Annotated in this window: 20 protein-coding genes; 7 read left to right on the forward strand and 13 right to left on the reverse strand. The window is 35.5% G+C overall.

Annotated features, from left to right (window positions below):
• Positions 1 to 81: 81 nt before the first annotated feature.
• Entirely contained in the window at positions 82 to 1,380 is a 1,299-nt protein-coding gene (locus ACEN92_RS03395) for a PQQ-dependent sugar dehydrogenase (protein WP_495640965.1), read from the reverse strand.
• 19 nt (positions 1,381 to 1,399) lie between these two features.
• Positions 1,400 to 3,091: a GH39 family glycosyl hydrolase gene (locus tag ACEN92_RS03400; RefSeq protein ID WP_495640966.1), complete on the reverse strand. Its 1,692-nt coding sequence runs from the start codon at positions 3,089 to 3,091 to the stop codon at positions 1,400 to 1,402.
• A gap of 235 nt (positions 3,092 to 3,326) precedes the next feature.
• Between ACEN92_RS03400 and ACEN92_RS03405 the strand changes: the two genes are divergently transcribed.
• Positions 3,327 to 3,869: a helix-turn-helix domain-containing protein gene (locus ACEN92_RS03405; RefSeq protein ID WP_495640967.1), complete on the forward strand. Its 543-nt coding sequence runs from the start codon at positions 3,327 to 3,329 to the stop codon at positions 3,867 to 3,869.
• 27 nt (positions 3,870 to 3,896) lie between these two features.
• Here ACEN92_RS03405 and ACEN92_RS03410 read toward each other — a convergent pair whose 3' ends face one another.
• Positions 3,897 to 5,471, reverse strand: a complete 1,575-nt coding sequence (locus ACEN92_RS03410; RefSeq protein ID WP_495640968.1) for a Na+/H+ antiporter — start codon at positions 5,469 to 5,471, stop codon at positions 3,897 to 3,899.
• A 337-nt stretch (positions 5,472 to 5,808) separates the two neighbouring features.
• On the opposite strand from ACEN92_RS03410, the gene ACEN92_RS03415 reads away from it, so the two are divergent.
• The 4 genes from ACEN92_RS03415 (at position 5,809) to ACEN92_RS03430 (ending at position 8,770) form a co-directional block, all read left to right on the forward strand.
• The gene (locus tag ACEN92_RS03415; RefSeq protein ID WP_495640969.1) at positions 5,809 to 6,261 is read left to right on the forward strand and encodes an Hsp20/alpha crystallin family protein; all 453 of its coding nucleotides are present in this window, start codon (positions 5,809 to 5,811) and stop codon (positions 6,259 to 6,261) included.
• A 77-nt stretch (positions 6,262 to 6,338) separates the two neighbouring features.
• Positions 6,339 to 7,514 carry a cation:proton antiporter domain-containing protein gene (locus ACEN92_RS03420; protein WP_495640970.1) on the forward strand — a complete coding sequence of 392 codons (1,176 nt, stop codon included), beginning with the start codon at positions 6,339 to 6,341 and terminating at the stop codon, positions 7,512 to 7,514.
• A gap of 186 nt (positions 7,515 to 7,700) precedes the next feature.
• Positions 7,701 to 7,949 carry a hypothetical protein gene (locus ACEN92_RS03425; RefSeq protein ID WP_495640971.1) on the forward strand — a complete coding sequence of 83 codons (249 nt, stop codon included), beginning with the start codon at positions 7,701 to 7,703 and terminating at the stop codon, positions 7,947 to 7,949.
• Between the two features lie 74 nt (positions 7,950 to 8,023).
• Positions 8,024 to 8,770 carry a phage tail-like protein gene (locus tag ACEN92_RS03430; RefSeq protein WP_495640972.1) on the forward strand — a complete coding sequence of 249 codons (747 nt, stop codon included), beginning with the start codon at positions 8,024 to 8,026 and terminating at the stop codon, positions 8,768 to 8,770.
• 115 nt (positions 8,771 to 8,885) lie between these two features.
• On the opposite strand, the gene ACEN92_RS03435 is transcribed toward ACEN92_RS03430, so the two are convergent.
• Genes ACEN92_RS03435 through ACEN92_RS03465 form a run of 7 tightly spaced genes read right to left on the reverse strand, consistent with a single transcriptional unit; the run spans position 8,886 to position 14,262 of the window.
• Positions 8,886 to 9,389, reverse strand: a complete 504-nt coding sequence (locus ACEN92_RS03435) for a 4'-phosphopantetheinyl transferase family protein (RefSeq protein ID WP_495640973.1) — start codon at positions 9,387 to 9,389, stop codon at positions 8,886 to 8,888.
• Positions 9,386 to 9,640, reverse strand: a complete 255-nt coding sequence (locus tag ACEN92_RS03440; protein WP_495640974.1) for an acyl carrier protein — start codon at positions 9,638 to 9,640, stop codon at positions 9,386 to 9,388. Before ACEN92_RS03440 ends, ACEN92_RS03435 begins: the two co-directional genes overlap by 4 nt.
• Before the next feature lies 1 nt (position 9,641).
• Positions 9,642 to 10,916: a beta-ketoacyl-[acyl-carrier-protein] synthase family protein gene (locus tag ACEN92_RS03445; protein ID WP_495640975.1), complete on the reverse strand. Its 1,275-nt coding sequence runs from the start codon at positions 10,914 to 10,916 to the stop codon at positions 9,642 to 9,644.
• Complete coding sequence (locus ACEN92_RS03450; protein WP_495640976.1) at positions 10,913 to 11,350, reverse strand: 3-hydroxyacyl-ACP dehydratase FabZ family protein; 438 nt, start codon at positions 11,348 to 11,350, stop codon at positions 10,913 to 10,915. The genes ACEN92_RS03445 and ACEN92_RS03450 overlap by 4 nt, the downstream gene beginning before the upstream one ends.
• Before the next feature lie 21 nt (positions 11,351 to 11,371).
• Positions 11,372 to 12,424, reverse strand: a complete 1,053-nt coding sequence (locus ACEN92_RS03455) for a type III polyketide synthase (protein WP_495640977.1) — start codon at positions 12,422 to 12,424, stop codon at positions 11,372 to 11,374.
• A complete protein-coding gene (locus tag ACEN92_RS03460; protein WP_495640978.1) occupies positions 12,421 to 13,134 on the reverse strand; it encodes a methyltransferase domain-containing protein in 714 nt (237 codons plus the stop codon). The genes ACEN92_RS03455 and ACEN92_RS03460 overlap by 4 nt, the downstream gene beginning before the upstream one ends.
• A complete protein-coding gene (locus ACEN92_RS03465) occupies positions 13,135 to 14,262 on the reverse strand; it encodes an NAD(P)/FAD-dependent oxidoreductase (RefSeq protein ID WP_495640979.1) in 1,128 nt (375 codons plus the stop codon). It abuts the gene before it with no gap.
• A 214-nt stretch (positions 14,263 to 14,476) separates the two neighbouring features.
• On the opposite strand from ACEN92_RS03465, the gene ACEN92_RS03470 reads away from it, so the two are divergent.
• Together ACEN92_RS03470 and ACEN92_RS03475 are read left to right on the forward strand one after the other, a co-directional pair.
• The gene (locus ACEN92_RS03470) at positions 14,477 to 14,725 is read left to right on the forward strand and encodes a hypothetical protein (protein WP_495640980.1); all 249 of its coding nucleotides are present in this window, start codon (positions 14,477 to 14,479) and stop codon (positions 14,723 to 14,725) included.
• 11 nt (positions 14,726 to 14,736) lie between these two features.
• Entirely contained in the window at positions 14,737 to 14,988 is a 252-nt protein-coding gene (locus ACEN92_RS03475) for a hypothetical protein (protein WP_495640981.1), read from the forward strand.
• Between the two features lie 27 nt (positions 14,989 to 15,015).
• On the opposite strand, the gene ACEN92_RS03480 is transcribed toward ACEN92_RS03475, so the two are convergent.
• The 3 genes from ACEN92_RS03480 to ACEN92_RS03490 all read right to left on the reverse strand — a co-directional run bounded on the left by ACEN92_RS03480 (position 15,016) and on the right by ACEN92_RS03490 (position 17,047).
• The gene (locus tag ACEN92_RS03480; protein WP_495640982.1) at positions 15,016 to 15,879 is read right to left on the reverse strand and encodes a mechanosensitive ion channel family protein; all 864 of its coding nucleotides are present in this window, start codon (positions 15,877 to 15,879) and stop codon (positions 15,016 to 15,018) included.
• 238 nt (positions 15,880 to 16,117) lie between these two features.
• Entirely contained in the window at positions 16,118 to 16,480 is a 363-nt protein-coding gene (locus tag ACEN92_RS03485; protein ID WP_495640983.1) for an SPW repeat domain-containing protein, read from the reverse strand.
• A 27-nt stretch (positions 16,481 to 16,507) separates the two neighbouring features.
• Complete coding sequence (locus ACEN92_RS03490) at positions 16,508 to 17,047, reverse strand: hypothetical protein (RefSeq protein WP_495640984.1); 540 nt, start codon at positions 17,045 to 17,047, stop codon at positions 16,508 to 16,510.
• Position 17,048 lies beyond the last annotated feature (1 nt).

Below are 17,048 nucleotides of genomic sequence, written 5' to 3' on the forward strand. Positions count from 1 at the left end.
TTAAACAAGAACTCAGGCTGAAAATATATTTTCTGATTCTCCTGAGTCCCTGTTTGTATTATCATATTAAGAAACTATACATTATCTTTTTTGTGCTTTTATCTGAAAAATTGTTTTAGCAGAATCATCGGAAACAAGTATAGAACCGTCTGGTAACACTGCTACATCAACAGGCCGGCCATGGACAAGGCTTTTTGATGCATCGACAATAAAACCGGTTAAAAAATCTTCAGGAGGTCCCGAAGGTTTCCCTTTTTTAAAAGGAATGAAGACCACTTTATAACCGGATAATTCAGCTCTGTTCCATGATCCATGCTGGCCGACAAACATACCATTGCGATATTTTTTAGGGAAAGCCTTCTTATTGTAAAATGCCAGACCTAATGATGCCGTATGCGGACCAAGTGCTATATCAGGCACTATGGCTTTTGCAACAAGATCCGGACGTTCTCCTTTGTGTCGAGGGTCTTCATGCTGACCAAAGTAAGAATACGGCCATCCATAAAATCCACCATCTTTCACACTGGTAACATAATCAGGTACAAGTTCGTCTCCTAAATCATCACGTTCGTTCACGGCCGTCCATAATGTTTTGGTACCCGGAACCCAGTCTATTCCATTGGGATTGCGAAGTCCGCTTGCGTAAATACGCTCGCCGCTGCCATCAGGATTAATTTCAAGTATATTAGCACGTTTGAATTCTGTTTCAATTCCCTGTTCTGCCACATTACTAGCCGAACCAACTGTGATATAAATTTTGGTTCTTTCCGGGTTCGTAATTATGTTTCTTGTCCAGTGATTGTTGTAACCTCCGGCAGGCAGATCAAGTATTTTTTGTCCATTACCGGAATTAACAGTATCTTTTTCCTGATAGGAAAATCTTAGTAGCTCGTCAGTATTGGCAACATAGAAAAAACCGTCCAATACCAGCATCCCAAAAGGTTGGTTTAAATTGTTCAGATAGGAATATTTACTTTCATATACACCATCTTTATCTTTATCCCTAAAAAGAGTAATTCGGTTAGCACTGCCAAAGTTCTGGGATTTGGATTTAAAAAACTCGTCCTTCTCATCTTCTCTTTTTTTCTTTGGGATTCTCGTACCTGCTTCAGCGACAAATACATCACCGTTTGGAGCAACATAAAGCCAGCGGGGATTTTCTAGTTCATCTGCAAATTTGCTTACTGTAAATCCTTTAGGGGCAATTGGCAGTTCGCCTTCTTTCCAGCCAATTACTTTACAGAAATTTTGAACTGATTTTGTAGCATATGGCTCAGGCAATGTTACATTTTCTTTGTTTTGCGCCTGAAAACTGCCGGCAGTACTCAATAGTACAAGAGAGAATTTCAGGGATTTAGAAATATATTTATTTACTGTCATTAGATTTTATTGTTATTGATTACCATGTAATTTTTGCCAATGCAACTGCCTGTCTTGTTAATTTTAAATTTAAGATAATCTGACCTGAATTGATTTTGGTTTTTTCGGTTGATACACACTTTAATTGCCCGGCACTTTCAAGAGTTTTGATTTGCTGCTCTGTAGGATTTTGTGGTGAACCCATTTTTTTCCATACCTCATAAGAATTGCTGTTAGTGTCGTCAATAAGATATATGCTGAGGATTGCTTTCTTTGCAGGAACATTATCAATTGTAACCATGACATTCTCAGCTAATCCTTGTATATTATCATCATGGTAATTCCAAACCATTACTGCAGCAGATTTTTTATCTTTTGCAGCTAATGCCCCAATATCAGACAGTTCACCGCGTACACTTGATTTAAGGACTTCTTCCAGTGGGTACATTCGGTTACTTTGTGTTGCAATCCTTTTGCCTGTCATCATCCCGAACATCCTGAAAACATTCAGCACTGGTTTGTCAACACCATTTGTGGATAAATCTCTATATCCATAAAACCATGGTTGGTTTTCAAACTCAAACGACCATGAAACTGCACCAAGAAAGTTTGCTTTTGTCTGGTCTGCCAATAAATATTTGCGGGCAAAAGAAGCCGCTGTGTAACTGGAGTATAATGTACCGTTGCGATACGCATTTTCAGGATTGGTTGCCATACCACAAGCGGCACAACCCTCAGGATCAGACTCGCCAATGATTATGGGAAGGTTTTTTGTTTCGGGATAGGAAGTTGTTATTTGAAATCCTGTTTTTATATCATTCAGTTGTGGTTCCATGTTCATTCGAACCACTCCATTAACTGTTTTTGGTGATCCTTTCGCATGAAAGAGTATTGCCTCAATGGGAGATCCTATTTTGCCATTTGCATAATTGGTGCCTGATATGCAATGTTTAATAAAATCATTAACCCAATCCTGTGCATTTTTACTTCTGGTACCTGCAATGTTAGGTCCGCCAATCCTTGCTGTAGGAAGAGCTCTTTTAAGTCCGTCAGCGGCATAATCATATAATTTAAAAAAATCTTCACGGCTTCCTTTCCAATAATCACCGTTGGGCTCGTTCCAGACTTCCCAATACCAGCTTTCTACTTCTTTTTTTCCATAACGTTCTACGGAATGTTTTACCCATTCATAAACTAAATTACGCCACTTGTTATAATCTTTTGGCGGATAAGCCCATCCTGTAATAATATCTGAATAACGATCTCCGGGTTTCCAGTGATGTCTGTAAGGAACAGGATGTGAAGATAAAGCTTCAGGCATAAAACCTATTTGTGCCAGTGGTTTCATGCCGCGTGATATATAGGTGTCGAAAATACTGTCAACAATTCTCCAGTTATAAACCGGATTACCATTAGCATCTTCTGTATAGGCATTGGTAGATCCCCATTTGAGTGCTGCCGTACCATCGCCTGAAACCAGCAGACTATGTGTACGCACATAAACCGGTACCGGACTGAGCGCAGCAATTTCTGTTAGTAATTTTTTGCCATCTTTCATGTAGGTATAATTTGGTTCATCATATCCAAACCATGCCCAGACTGGCTTCATGGGGGCAATTTCTTTTTTTAGATCTACTGTAATTGTTGCTTTTTTTTGGGTATCCTGCCCATGGACACAAAAAGAGCTCAGACAAATAAAAGGAAGAAGATAATGTTGCAATCGCTGACGCATATTAAAATTATTTGTGGGTTTGTATATTATGTTTACTTTTGTTCAACAAAGTTGAATAAAAAAATGATACGTTATTACATTTGATGTGTGTTTTTTTATTTTTATATAGAGTTATTTTGTTAAAGATATTATTATGGAAAATTATCTTTGCAGAAGTTGGCTAAAAAGTATTCCGAATTAAGATATAAACGAAATCGCTATTGTGGAAAATAAAGTAAATAATTTAAAAGCAAATATGGCAAACAGCCTGGGTGTTGGTGAACGTATCAGGATTCTTCGTAGTGTACAGAACCGCACGTTGCAGGAGGTAGCAGACAAATGTGGGCTTTCAAAAAGTATGATTTCTAAAATCGAGAACGATAAAACAATACCCTCGGTAGCTACATTAGTCAAAATAGCCCAGACCCTGGGTACTAATATTTCGCAATTACTCGAACAGGACAGCTGGGATAGGGCAGTGGTAACGACATTGGAAGAAGCAGAAAAGAAACTTGTAAAGACTGAAAAAGGGTATCATATTTTTCCTTATGCATCAGTTTACCATGAAAAAAAAATGCAGCCTTTTTTATTTGTAGCAAGAAAAGGAGAGGTGATACCACATGAAGTTTCTCATGAGGGGGAAGAATTTGTTTTTGTGGTTGCAGGCAGTATGAAAATGCAGGTAGGCGATACTGAATATGTTCTTAAAACAGGTGACAGCCTGTACTTTAATGCCTTGCAAAAACATGGAATCATCCCAATCTCTGAGGAAGTTACTTATCTTGATATTTTTGTTTAATAGTTATTTCTCGTCATTTTGATAATTCTAAATATATCGTAATTTCTCCTCTTCAATATCCAAATAATGCATTTGTTTCCTAATAATTGATTCGTCTAAAGATTTATCTTCTCTGTTTTTATTTCGCAGCCATTTTCTTTGCTGGTTTAATAAATCAAGGTAAATTACTTTAAGATCTTTTCCAACAGATTCATTGTCGATTCCTTTACTATGCTGTTCCCATTTTTGAATAAGATGCTGCAATGAAGCATTGGTTTCTATCTGATCGTTATAATTTGTTTTTAAATAATTTAGAGCATGTTCTGCTAATTCTTGCCGTAAGATATTATTAACTTCATCATTAGGTAAAGTATCATCAAAATCCTCAAGTTTAATCTTTCTGATGAAATACGGTAATGTTAATCCCTGAATTAATAAAGTCAAAAGAATAACAATAAAAGTAATAAACAAAATGAGGTTACGCTGTGGGAAACCATTTCCATTATTCAGATAAACGGGTATAGATAATGCGGCAGCCAATGAAACTACACCCCTCATTCCGGTCCAGCCAAGTATAAAAGGCGTTTTATAACCCGGATTTTCGCTGTAGGCAACCGTTATAAAATTACGGGCAATTAATGTAACAATTACTGCACCATATGCTGACAGTATTCTGCTAACTATTAAAACGGCTGTTATCACCATACCATAACCAATTGCTGTTCCCATACTTACTTCTTCAAGGCCGTTGGTAATTTGAGGCAAATCCAATCCGATCAGCATAAAAACCAATCCATTTAGGATAAAACAAAAACTTTCCCAAACGTTTATTCCCTGCAAACGTGATGTGCTGGTCAGGAAACGGTGCCTGTTATTAGACAAAAGCAATCCGCCGCTTACTACTGCCAATACACCGGAACTATGTACTTCTTCTGCCGCCAGGTATATAATATAGGGCGTAAGCAGTGACAGAACAATGTCTATATTAGCATCAGTAGGCAAATATTTATGGGCTTTCATAAAAATCCATCCTATTAATAAACCAATTCCAACACCGCCAAAAATCATCCAGCTAAAACTCAATGCTGCCTTGTAAAATATAAACTGCTCAGTTGCAACGGCAATCATTGCAAATCTGAAAATAATTAATGAAGAGGCATCATTCAGTAAACTTTCCCCTTCTAATATGGATGAAAGCGTTTTGGGTACTTTAACAAATTTCAAAATGGCACCGGCACTTACTGCATCCGGTGGAGAAACAATTCCGCCTAATAAAAAACCTAATGCTAATGAAAACCCCGGAATAATATAATTGGCTACTAATGCTACCGAAAGTGCTGAGAGAAAAACTACTACAAAAGCAAAACTTGTAATAATGCGTCTCCAACGCCACATTTCTTTCCATGAAACAGTCCATGCTGCTTCGTATAATAAAGGAGGCAGAAATATGAAAAATATCAATTCAGGTTCGATGGTTATGATTGGCACACCGGGAATAAAACTTATAACTAATCCTGCCAGTACGAGCAATACAGGATATGCGACTTTTATTTTATTTGCCAACATAATCAGCAATAAAATAACTATTAGTATACCAACGTAAAAAGGAAAGTTTTCAAGCATTCGTTTAGTTTATAAGGAAAATTAAACATTTTTATTTGAATGTTTTTGTTTAGAATTATCAAAAATACTAATTAATGATTGCTAAGCCTCAATATCTTTAAGTTTTGTTTATAGTTAAGGATTGACTATTGTCACGAATCTATTATTGGGGCTCAACAAAAGAGCTTTAATAAATAATTAATTGCCTTATTCCTTGATTCTTATGACAATTTTTCATGTCATTTTTTGAAAAATTGTCACTTAAATCGGCTGGCATATTTTTTGTTTTTTGTCTTTTGCACTTACTTATGTGCAAGTTCAAAAATTTATTGTCTAACAATTTTAAAAGTAAACTGTTATGAATCTAATTAAAAGAAACGGAAATCGAGTTCCAGATTTCCAACGTTTGTTTTTTGATGACATCTTTGGCCGCGATCTTTTCAATTGGGAAAACAACAATTTTTCAAAAACCAGCACAACGCTGCCATCAGTAAACATCAAAGAAACTGAAGAAAATTATGAAGTTGAAGTCGCTGCTCCAGGTTTGGATAAGAATGATTTCAAAGTAACACTTGACGGAAATTTATTGATTATTTCTTCGGTAAAAGAACAAGACCAAAACACACAGGAAGAAAACTTCACCCGCAGAGAGTTCAGCTATCAATCCTTCCAAAGAAGTTTTGAGTTACCAAAAAATGTAGTGGATGAAGAAAATATCAGTGCACGCTATCAAAATGGATTGTTGCTTTTAACGATTCCTAAAAAAGAAGAAGCAAAACAGAAACCTCCAAAAATGATCGACATTTTGTAAATTCTGTTTAGTTTGCCTATTTTGGAAGCTGCCTGCACAGGCAGCTTTCTTATTTCTTATTATCAAAAATGGTATCTATGTTGTCACAATTATTCTCCGGGATAGCTGTGCTGTCCTTTATAGTTCTCTTGCTGATATTATTTTTAAGACGATTAAAGCAGCCTTACTTCATTGCTTACATTGCATCAGGATTACTCTTAGGTCCTCAGGTCTTCAATATCATTCATGATCCTGAAGTAATTTCAGAATTGGGAGAAATTGGAATAGTTCTTTTAATGTTCTCCATAGGAAATGAAATAGACCTCAACTATCTTACACGTAATTTTTATAAGCCTCTTTTAATAGCATCAGTGCAAATTGTTCTTAGTTTTATTTGCATGTATAGTATTGGTACTTATCTGAGCTGGAAAATTTCAACAATTGTATTAATGGCTTTCATTATAAGCCTGAGCAGCTCAGCAATCGTATTTCAATATTTGTCAAGGACAGGCGAGATTAAAAGTCAGCTGGGCCTGATTACCTGCGGTGTGTTATTGATGCAGGACATTCTGGTGGTACCGATGATTTTAGCATTGAATTTTATGTCAGGAAACAATATTTCTGCCAGTGAATTAATAAAAGTCTGTATCGGAGGAGTACTTATTATTTTATTTATGAAGGGAGCCACCGGTAAGAAAAAATTCCAAATTCCGATGCGAAGAGAAATTGTTGCCGATCATGAGTTGCAGGTTTTTATAGGTTTCAGTATCTGCTTTGGCATGGCATGGATAACAGCATGGTTTGGTCTTTCACCGGCATTGGGCGCATTTGTGGCGGGAATTATAATAGGAAAAGACAAAGCAACGCGCTGGCTGGGAAAATCACTTATTCCTTTCAGGGTTTTCTTTATGGCTTTCTTTTTCCTTGCAGTAGGATTGCAGCTCGATCTTGCTTTTTTTACTGAAAATGTTTCGACAATTATATGGGTTACCATTAGCATTATACTCATTAACAACTTTATCAACACTATACTTTTTAAGCTTACAAAAAATACGTGGCGCGATAGTTTATATGGCGGTGCTCTTTTATCTCAAATAGGAGAATTCAGTTTTGTTCTGGTAACTTTAGCGGCTTCATTAAATTTAGTTGGAAACTATACCTATCAGATAACCTTAGCCGTTATTACGCTTACGATGCTGCTAACTACTTTTTGGCTCATGATAATCCAACAGTTAATTTACAGACTGCCGTCCTTAAAACAAAAAAGATTTTAAATTACCTATAAATAATATTGTAGGAAATATATTTAATATTTCTTTATTGCATCTTAACTATTATATTAGTTATTCCTACAATATGTTGATAAATAATATATTATGTTTATTTTTTTATGTGTACACTTACTTATAAATATTTATATTTGGTAATATGTTACAGATTATTAATTTAAAACATTTGCAATGGAAAAAGCTATAAAACTTAAGGTTCGCAAAGAGTTAAATGGTCAACAACAGTTCAATATAATTAAATTAAAAGGTAGTTTGATTTCGAAGGGATATACCGAAATTATACACATTTTGGATCAGGATGACGAATTTCATATCAACTCTTTCGAAATTCCGATGGAAAGTACTAATGAAGTTCAGGAGTTTATTACAGCATTCATTAATAAGGAAAATCTAACAGATACAATTACTCTTTTTAGATAAGTTACCTTTAAGTAAAGACGTTAGAGTTTTATTATTTATTTTGGTGAAAAATCATCAATTTTAAATTCATTACTATGAAAATCAAAATTTTACTCTTTACACTTTTTTTTAGTTCTTTGAATGCCCAGATAGGAATAGGTACAACAACACCAAATGGAATATTAGACATAACTTCAGATACACAAGGCCTTTTAGCGCCCAGAGTTGCATTAACAGCATCTACCAGTGCATCTCCATTAACAAATCCGGCAAGTGGTTCTTTGATAAACGGAACAATTGTTTATAATACAGCCACAAGCGGAAGTGGTGCAACAGCCGTTACACCCGGTTTTTATTATTGGGACAGCACAAATTGGCTGCGTGTTAAAAGCGATATATATAATACGCCTGTTTATGGCTTGTTTACAAATTTATCAGGTCAGACGATAACCAATTCAGCAGGAGGTAAAATTGCATTTGGAACGACTATAGCTTCCGGCGGTGTATCAATAGCTTATGATTCTACTAATCGGACTTTTACCCTGCCGGCAGGAAAAACCTATCGAATAGATTTTGCAGTAGGATGGATACATTTTAATAATGGTGCATTTCTTAGATTCGCTTTATATAATGATATAACCAACACAAAAATATCTGCTGTTGCACATTGTGAGGCAGTAAATGGAGGTGCTTTTGCCGGAACACTTGGCTTTTTTCATTTAGTAACAGTAGGAGCGACCCCATTGGTAGCAGGCATTAGAACCACTACAGGTAATACCACAAACACTACTTTAGGAGATGTAGAAGTAGGGCCAACAATTTCTATTCAATCAATTGATTAGTATTTATTTATGGAATACGCAGAACAAAGTTATATGGTATGAAAATTATCATTTATTAATTTGTGCAGTAAAATTTAATCTTATCTAAAACCTAAATCTTGTTAATTCCCCCTTATTATTTTTTAATAATAGTAACCACTTTTTCAAATCGCCCATGATGGCTAATTGAAACATCCTGAATTCTATTTGGCAAGGTATTTAAATAGGGAATTCCATACTGATCTTTAATAATCCCGGTATTTTCAATCTCAACTACGTTATTTAAATCCTGCAGAAAGCCAACTGCTATTGTATGTATATTGTCAGTAAAAATAGTTGTTTTTGTATAGTAAACATTTTCACCACAAATTACTTGTCCTGTAATGAAATTGTCATTATTTGATAACAATTTACAAATCAATTTTTTAGGAATATATTTCCTTAGTTTTGTCTGTCTGTTATAAATTTTATAGGCAGCTTCTTTCATACTCCAAAGCAGCCAAACCATAATTTCAGGATTGGAATCATGTTTTATAAGCAACTGCTCTTCAGCGGTAAACAACTTTTCTATAAAACCTTTGCGTCGCCAATTACTTTCCTGACGTGATTGTATTAGGTCTATCACGTCATTACCAATCATTTTGCAGCCAGTTTGGTTTCTATAATTTCAACAGCAGTTTTAACATCGAGCATTCGCTCCATATCTGTAGTATCAATTACAACATCAAAAGTCTCTTCAATATCGAGTACAATATCTACAAGATTAGCCGAGTTAATACTGAGATCATTAATAAAATCAGTATCCTCCGTAAGGTTATCATAAGCATCAGTATTGGTTGTATAAGGCTTTATGATGACTTTTAGTTTCGCAATCAGTTCTTCTTTATTCATATCAGTTTTTATATTTTTTAAATAGTACACAGGCATTTACATCGCCAAAACCAAAACTGGCTTTAGCAATTATATTCAGATCAGTATTAATCGTTTTAAAAAGCACTCTTGAAGGATCAATAAGAGCCGTAATTTCCGGATGAAGGTCTTCGCAATTTGTATTTCCAAATAAAAAACCTTCATAAAGCTGAAGTACCGCAGCCACACTTTCGATACTTCCGGCTGCACTAAGACAATGTCCGGTCATACTTTTTAGGGAATTTATATACGGAAAATCATTTCCGTTTCGGTTTAATGCTTTGGTCCAGTTTTCGATTTCCAGACTATCTTTTGTAGTGGCGGTAAGATGACCATTTATGGCATCTACATCAGTTGAAGAAATTCCCGAGATATTAATTGCATCTGTAATACATCGTTGTACCGCGATACTGTTTGGTGCTGTCATACTTCCATTTCCACGTTGCCCGCCGGAGTTTACATTCCCACCCAAAATTTCAGCATAAATAGTGGCACCTCGTGCTAAAGCACTATCCAGGTCTTCAATAACCAAAGCTCCGGCACCGCTGCCAGGTACAAATCCAGCGGCTGTTGCACTCATAGGGCGGGAGCCGAGTTCAGGATTTTCGTTATATTTTGAACTGCATACACGCAGGGCATCAAAACCACCCCAGATATATGGTCCGCTATCTCCTGTACTTCCGGCTAATATACGTTTTGCCTGCCCTGATTTTATTCGGTCATAAGCCATTATAATAGCTTCTGTACCTGTTGAACAGGCTGATGAGTTTGTAGTTACCTGGTTTCCAAGTCCGAGTTTGCCGCCAAGATAAGCACTTATACCACTGTTCATGGTTTGAGCCACAACGGTACTGCCGAGTTTACGGGTTTGCAATTCATCTATTTTATAAATGCTTTCGCGAAATTTATCTATGCCGGATGTTCCCGATCCAAAAATAGTACCGCTGTCCCAATCCGGTTCAGGATTAATCTCTATCGGTAATCCTGCATTTTTCCAGGCTTCCATACCTGCAATAACACCATATAAAATACCGGTACTGTTAAATCCGCGCAGTTCAAGATCTGTAAAATACTGCGACTTGAGTTCCTCGGTAATCTCAGGTTTTCCTGCTATCTGACATGAAAACTGAAGTTCCTGCAATTGTGTATCCTGTCTTATACCTGATAATCCGTTTTTTATGGCGTGTGTAAACGCAGGAATTCCAACTCCATTTGGAGCTGTTACGCCAAGACCTGTTATTACGACTCGTTTACTCATAATTTTGTAGTAATCATTCCGGCTAAAATACCTTTACAAACTTCCTGCCCGGCTTCGTTTTTCATCACCATCTCACACTTTAGTTTACCAAACCTGAAAAATGTCTTTTGAGAAGTTACCGTAACTTTTTCATTGGGATATACCGCTTTTAAAAATTGCATATCTGCTGATGTAAAAGCAATAACAGTATTTTTTTCAAAGGCATCACCCAATAAATAAATTCCCAGGCAAACCATACCTATCTGAGCCATGGTTTCGGTTAAAATTACACCGGGAGTTACAGGGTTATCTTTAAAATGGCCTTTGTAAAAATCAAGATCTTCCTTAAAAGTATAAGTTCCGGCAATACTGTTTTCATCAACATGAAGCAACTCATCCACAAATAAAAAGGGTTTGCTATAAGGTAATTTTGTTATTATATCGTTTACATTCATAATTTGTTTTTTATCTAATAATTACCATTGTAATAAAACCCTTTGCGCCGAAAATCCGGGGCCAAAACTAAGCATCAGTCCTTTTTCCCCTGACTTTGGGTTGCTGTCCATAACGCGTTCTAACACATATAGTACGGTAGCGCTGGACATATTTCCGTATTGTTTTAGTACTTCTTTTGTATCGTCAATGTCTTTCCCCAGACCAGCAAACAAAGATTCAACTGTGGTGACTATTTTTTTGCCTCCGGGATGAAATATCATATGATCGATATCTTTGATTTCTAAATTATTTTCTTTCAGAAATGGATGGATAATAGCTCCAAAATTAGCGGCAATCGTATCCGGAACTTCTACATCCAATATCATTTGCAAACCACCATTGGTAAGCTTAAAACCCATCATATGTTCAGCATCATAAAAATGATACATTTGCTCGTTGAGTATTTCAGGGCCTTTATCTTCTTCGTACGATGATAAAAGACAACAGGCGGCACCATCTCCAAAGATCGCAGCGCTCACAATATTAGGCATCGAAAAATCATCCAGCTGAAAGGTTGCCGTAGGTGATTCTACCGCAATAACCGCAGCACGTTTACCGGGATTCGCTTTAAGGAAGTTTTTGGCATATATAATACCCGATATTCCTGCGGCACAACCCATTTCTGTAACTGGTAAACGCACAATATCCTGTCTAAGATTCATTTTATTGATCAGGTATGCATCTAAAGAAGGGATCATAATTCCCGTACAGCTTACGGTAATAATATAATCGATGCTTTGCGGATCCCAGTTTACTTTTGAAAGTGCTTTTTCTAAAACTTTTTCGCCTAAAATAATCATTTCACGGCTGTAAATATCATTTTTATCTTCAAACGATGTTGCTGTAAAAACCTCCAGCGGCTCCATGATCGAGTACCGTTTGTTTACCGTTGCACCTTCAAATATTTTTTTTACTTTTTTTATAAAGCGTTCATCCTGACCAGCCAACCAGCCATCCAAAAGCGGAAGTATTTCTTCTGTTGTTCTTGAATATTGTGGTAGTTGCTTAACAACGGTTATTATTTTGACACTCATATTTTTGCAATTATCCATTGGTAACGAAAAGCCCATTTCCAATTTATGGTATAGTTTTTTAAATTCAGTTTTTTGGAGAATTCCTCCAGTTCATTTTTTTTAAATCCTCTTAAAATAGAAACCAGACCATCTTCACGGGACATTTTACTCAAATTGAATAGCATACAGATCATTTTAAAAAGCTTGTAAGCCAATTTACTGCGGTGCAAATCATTGATAACAATGCCTATGCTTGAGTTATTATTAAAGATAGTAATTATATTTAATATTTGTTCATTAGTAAAATGGTGCAGGGTAAGAGTGCATAAAACAATATCATATTGAAGAGCAGAAAAATCTTCACTAAAAATATCTAAACACAAATACTCAATATTTGAATATTCATTTGATAATGTTTTGGCATAATTTACAGTAAAAGCATTGGCATCTATACCAATTAGTTTAAAATTGAGATTGTTTTTTAATCCATAATCAGCCAGCATCCGCAGCATATCGCCATTGCCGCATCCTACATCTGCAATTACAATCTGTTTAGAAATATTGGATCTTTTTATTATTTTTTTGATTCCGTTTAAAGTCAGATTATTACCGCCTAAAAGCTGGTTAATACGGGCAATTTGATCAAGTGCAGCCCTTAATTCCCTTCCCTGAAGCGCAAAATCATCCATTATTTCCGTTTCCTGTGTTCTGTATTTTGTATTTATTGACATTTAATTGACTACTATGGGTTTTCCGTGTGTTTGTTTGATTATTTGAGACAGTAACGCAGGCATTGCTGCAACTATTCCAACGAAAGCATTCGTAATTGTTTTATTGGTTAGGATTTGCGATAAAAGTCTGCCTGTTAATAATCTTCTGCCAAAATGTTTTTTCCATTGTTTTGCATATTTTTTTTCTAACATTTGGCGTGATCCTGTCTCTCCGATATAATAATCCAATATCATTTCTGATGCTATTTTTGCACTGTGTATTGCCATTGCCATACCGTTACCGCACATAGGATGAATAAGACCGGCAGAATCTCCAATCATTAATATATGATTTTCGACAGGCTGTTTTTTATCAAAAGAGATTTGACTAATCGTAAGTGGTTTGTCAAATAAAAGAGCACAATTTTCAAAAACTGATTTTAGCTGCTTATTTTTATAAAGTACATTTTTTTGGTACTCTTCTATATTTTTATATTTTTTGAAAGTAGCGTAATCTGCCAGATAACAAATGTTTATAATATCGTTTTCTACTTTTGAAACGCCGCAATAGCCACCATTAAAATTATGCAACGCTACGACATCGTTAGGAGTATTACCGGAATAATGTGCCTTTACCGCCAGCCATGGTGATTTTTTTGTGATAAAATCCCGTACTAAAAACTGATCGATATTAGAACGTTTGCCAAAAGCCCCTAATACTAATTTAGCCGATAAAATTTGATTGGGCGTTGTAACTGAAAATTCATCGTTAACAAAAGAAATATCAGTAACTGTTTCTTTTAGGATGGTACAGCCATTTGATAATGCTTTCTGATATAAAACATGATCCAGAGCATATCTGCTAATGCCAAAACCGCCCAAAGGAAGTTTTGCTCTGGCAATTTTGCCGTTTTGTGTTGTAAATTCAAATGTGGAAATCTTTTCGGGACCCAGTTGTGAGACATCTATATCAAGCCAAAGAAGATAGGGCAGAATTTCATTAGAAATATATTCTCCACATACTTTGTGACGCGGATATTCGGATTTTTCGATTAAGGTTATCTTTAATCCTTTTTTTGACAGATGTATTGCTCCTGTCAAACCTGCCAGACCACCCCCAATAATTATTACATCCGGATTTGTTTTCATATTTCCAATTTAGCAAAAAAATCTCAAATATACCAGCGGATTTGCAAGTATATTATTAAAATTTAAAGCCGTTTATTTTTATTTACAAACTCTTACTATAACACTGATAACGTGGATGTACTGCATAAATATTGTAAGTTTTGATTTAAATTCTGTAAAAAGTCCTGCTATAGTTGCCTTAATTTTCGAGAATTAATTTTAAAAGAAAAATGTTATGTTATTAGAAAACGAAAAAAAAGAAGGTACTACTGCCAAAGCTATTGAAGAACAAACTTCAAAATTGCCATCGGATTTATTTTTGTATGCCTCACTGGCTGCCATGGGAACATCACTTACCCTGAAGTTTCTGGGAAAAAGACATACTGCATTATTTGTAGGGCAGTGGGCTGCTCCATTTTTATTGCTGGGTCTCTACAATAAGCTTGTAAAGCTTGAAGGTCATGATGCTGAGGATAAAAATTAAATAAAATAATTATGGAAAATCAGGAAAAAAGCTCTCCGGAAGACAATCAAGCCGCTGATCAGGGATTTGATGCAAGAAATCAATACAGCGGATCAGGGGATTTTAGTCCGGATGAACAAAAAGGTCCCAATAAAGAAAAGGAAGAGGATTTAGGATCGTCAGAGAGTGGAAATGATATCGATACAAATTTCCCGGATGAATTAGAACAGAATGATTCCGCCCACTCCAAATCGGATATTGATCCTAAATATGATGGCAAATGAAAGAGCCGGTAAAAAAATAAAGCTGTCTTAGCAGGCAGCTTTATTTTTTGAGTTATTTTCTAATGAATTATCACTAATTTTTTGTTCAATGATTATTTCCCGCTTAGGAGCTGGAATATCAATTTGCTGCTCTTTAAAGGCTTTTTTAATGTTTTCAAAAAAATCGGAAACTACAAATCCATAGTCAGCATTAGAAGTCCAGGCAAACACAGATATAAGCATAGCTTCAGCAGTTAAATCCTTAATTAAGATCAGAGACTCAGGAGTTTTTAGTATTCTCTCGTCTGATTTTATGACATCCAGAATTACGGACTTAACCTGAGAAAGTTCGCTATTATGGTTAACACTTAATGTAATATCTGTTCGACGAAGCATTTCTTTCGAAAAATTTCGAATAATGCCGTTTGATAAAGGACCATTGGGCATATATACTGATTGATTGCTTGGTGTGATTATTTTTGTGCTAAAGATAAATATCGCCGCAACAGTACCGGATTCACCTTGTGCTTCGATATAATCGCCTACACGAAGCGGTTTAAAAAGGATAATCAGCAAACCACCGGCAAAATTTGACAGTGACCCTTGGAGTGAAAGTCCAATTGCCAGACCTGCAGCCCCTATTGCAGCCACGAAAACAGAAGTTTCGACGCCAAGTTTGGTAATAACACTCACAAAAAGTAATGCCCGAAATGTCCAGATCAGCACATCCATGACAAACTTAAGAAGAGTGTTATCGAATCGTTTCTTATCGATAAGCTGTGTCATGATTTTTTTGAAAACCTTTATAATAATTATTCCTATTACAAGAGTTATAACTGCGGATAAAAGATGTGGCCAAAATGCCATTGCCGCGTGTGCCGTTTTCTGCCAATATTCGTTTATTATTTCCATAAAGTAACTAAATAACAACCTGATTTTCTTTTACAAATTTCAATTTATTTATTAACTATGCTTTATAAAATTGTATCAAAATATTACACAATATTATGTTTCCAATTGATTGTTTCGCAGTTTAATAGTAGGTAAGAACTCTATTTTTGAGGAAATTTTAGACTTCTGTATTTAGAGAAAAGAATTGTCGCGAACAAAAAAATTAAGCTGCCCGAAGACAGCTTAATTATTGAATTTATTATATTTTTATTTCTATTCTTGGTTTCGAACTTGTCAAAAATGCCGCACCAATTTCTAAAATACCAAGTATCAGGTGAGGTACATATACGATATTTGCAAAATCAAAAATCCAGGGCGAAGCTGCCAGAAAAACTCCCGAAAGAATATCTAATATTAAATGTCCTTTCATCGGAATTATTTTTATGAGCCCTAATTCATAATTTGTCAGTAAACTGTAAAATATTACAGCAACACCTGCAATATAGAATATTGTGCTTTCAATACCATTTATGTTTAAATTGAATAAAGATGGCGAAGCAATTAGAAAAATTCCCATGATATAGTCTATATATCCATGAGTTTTGGTGTCAATCATTTTCATAGTTTCTAAGTTTTAATTAATAATAATTTATGATTCACTTTGTTTATGTTTTTGATCAGACGAAAAAAGAAGCATTAGAACTGCTCCGGTAATTAGGATTCCGGCAGCAGTTTTTACTAAAAATTCTTCTCTGTTGTATTTCCATTCGGATTTTAATCCAATTTCTTTAGGAATATTAGGAATTTGACCTTTAGAAAAATCATCTATAACACCTTCCATCAAATTTATACGGTCTGCAAGAATAAGTGGAAGCCAGCGGCCATAGCTTGATTCACTAAATTTATAAGCTATTCGGCGTATAATTCCGCTTAATCCTGACGGTGGTTTTGATGTTCCATATACGGCAGAAAGATTAGGCCTTTCTACTGATTTTAGTATTTCGACGGTTTCCTCCTGAAGAGCAGGACGTTCCCAGGAATATCCTTTGTGTTCGTCATTATTTCTTTTTTTGATGGGATAAGTAGGGTCGTTTTTTACGTTTGCATCTATTCCCCAACCCTTAATGTGGCTGTATTTGCCCTGTCTTGCATTTACAAAATCTTCAGGACTTGTTTTATCTGTAATCATA

It is taken from the genome of Flavobacterium sp. Flavsp81, from assembly GCF_059491325.1.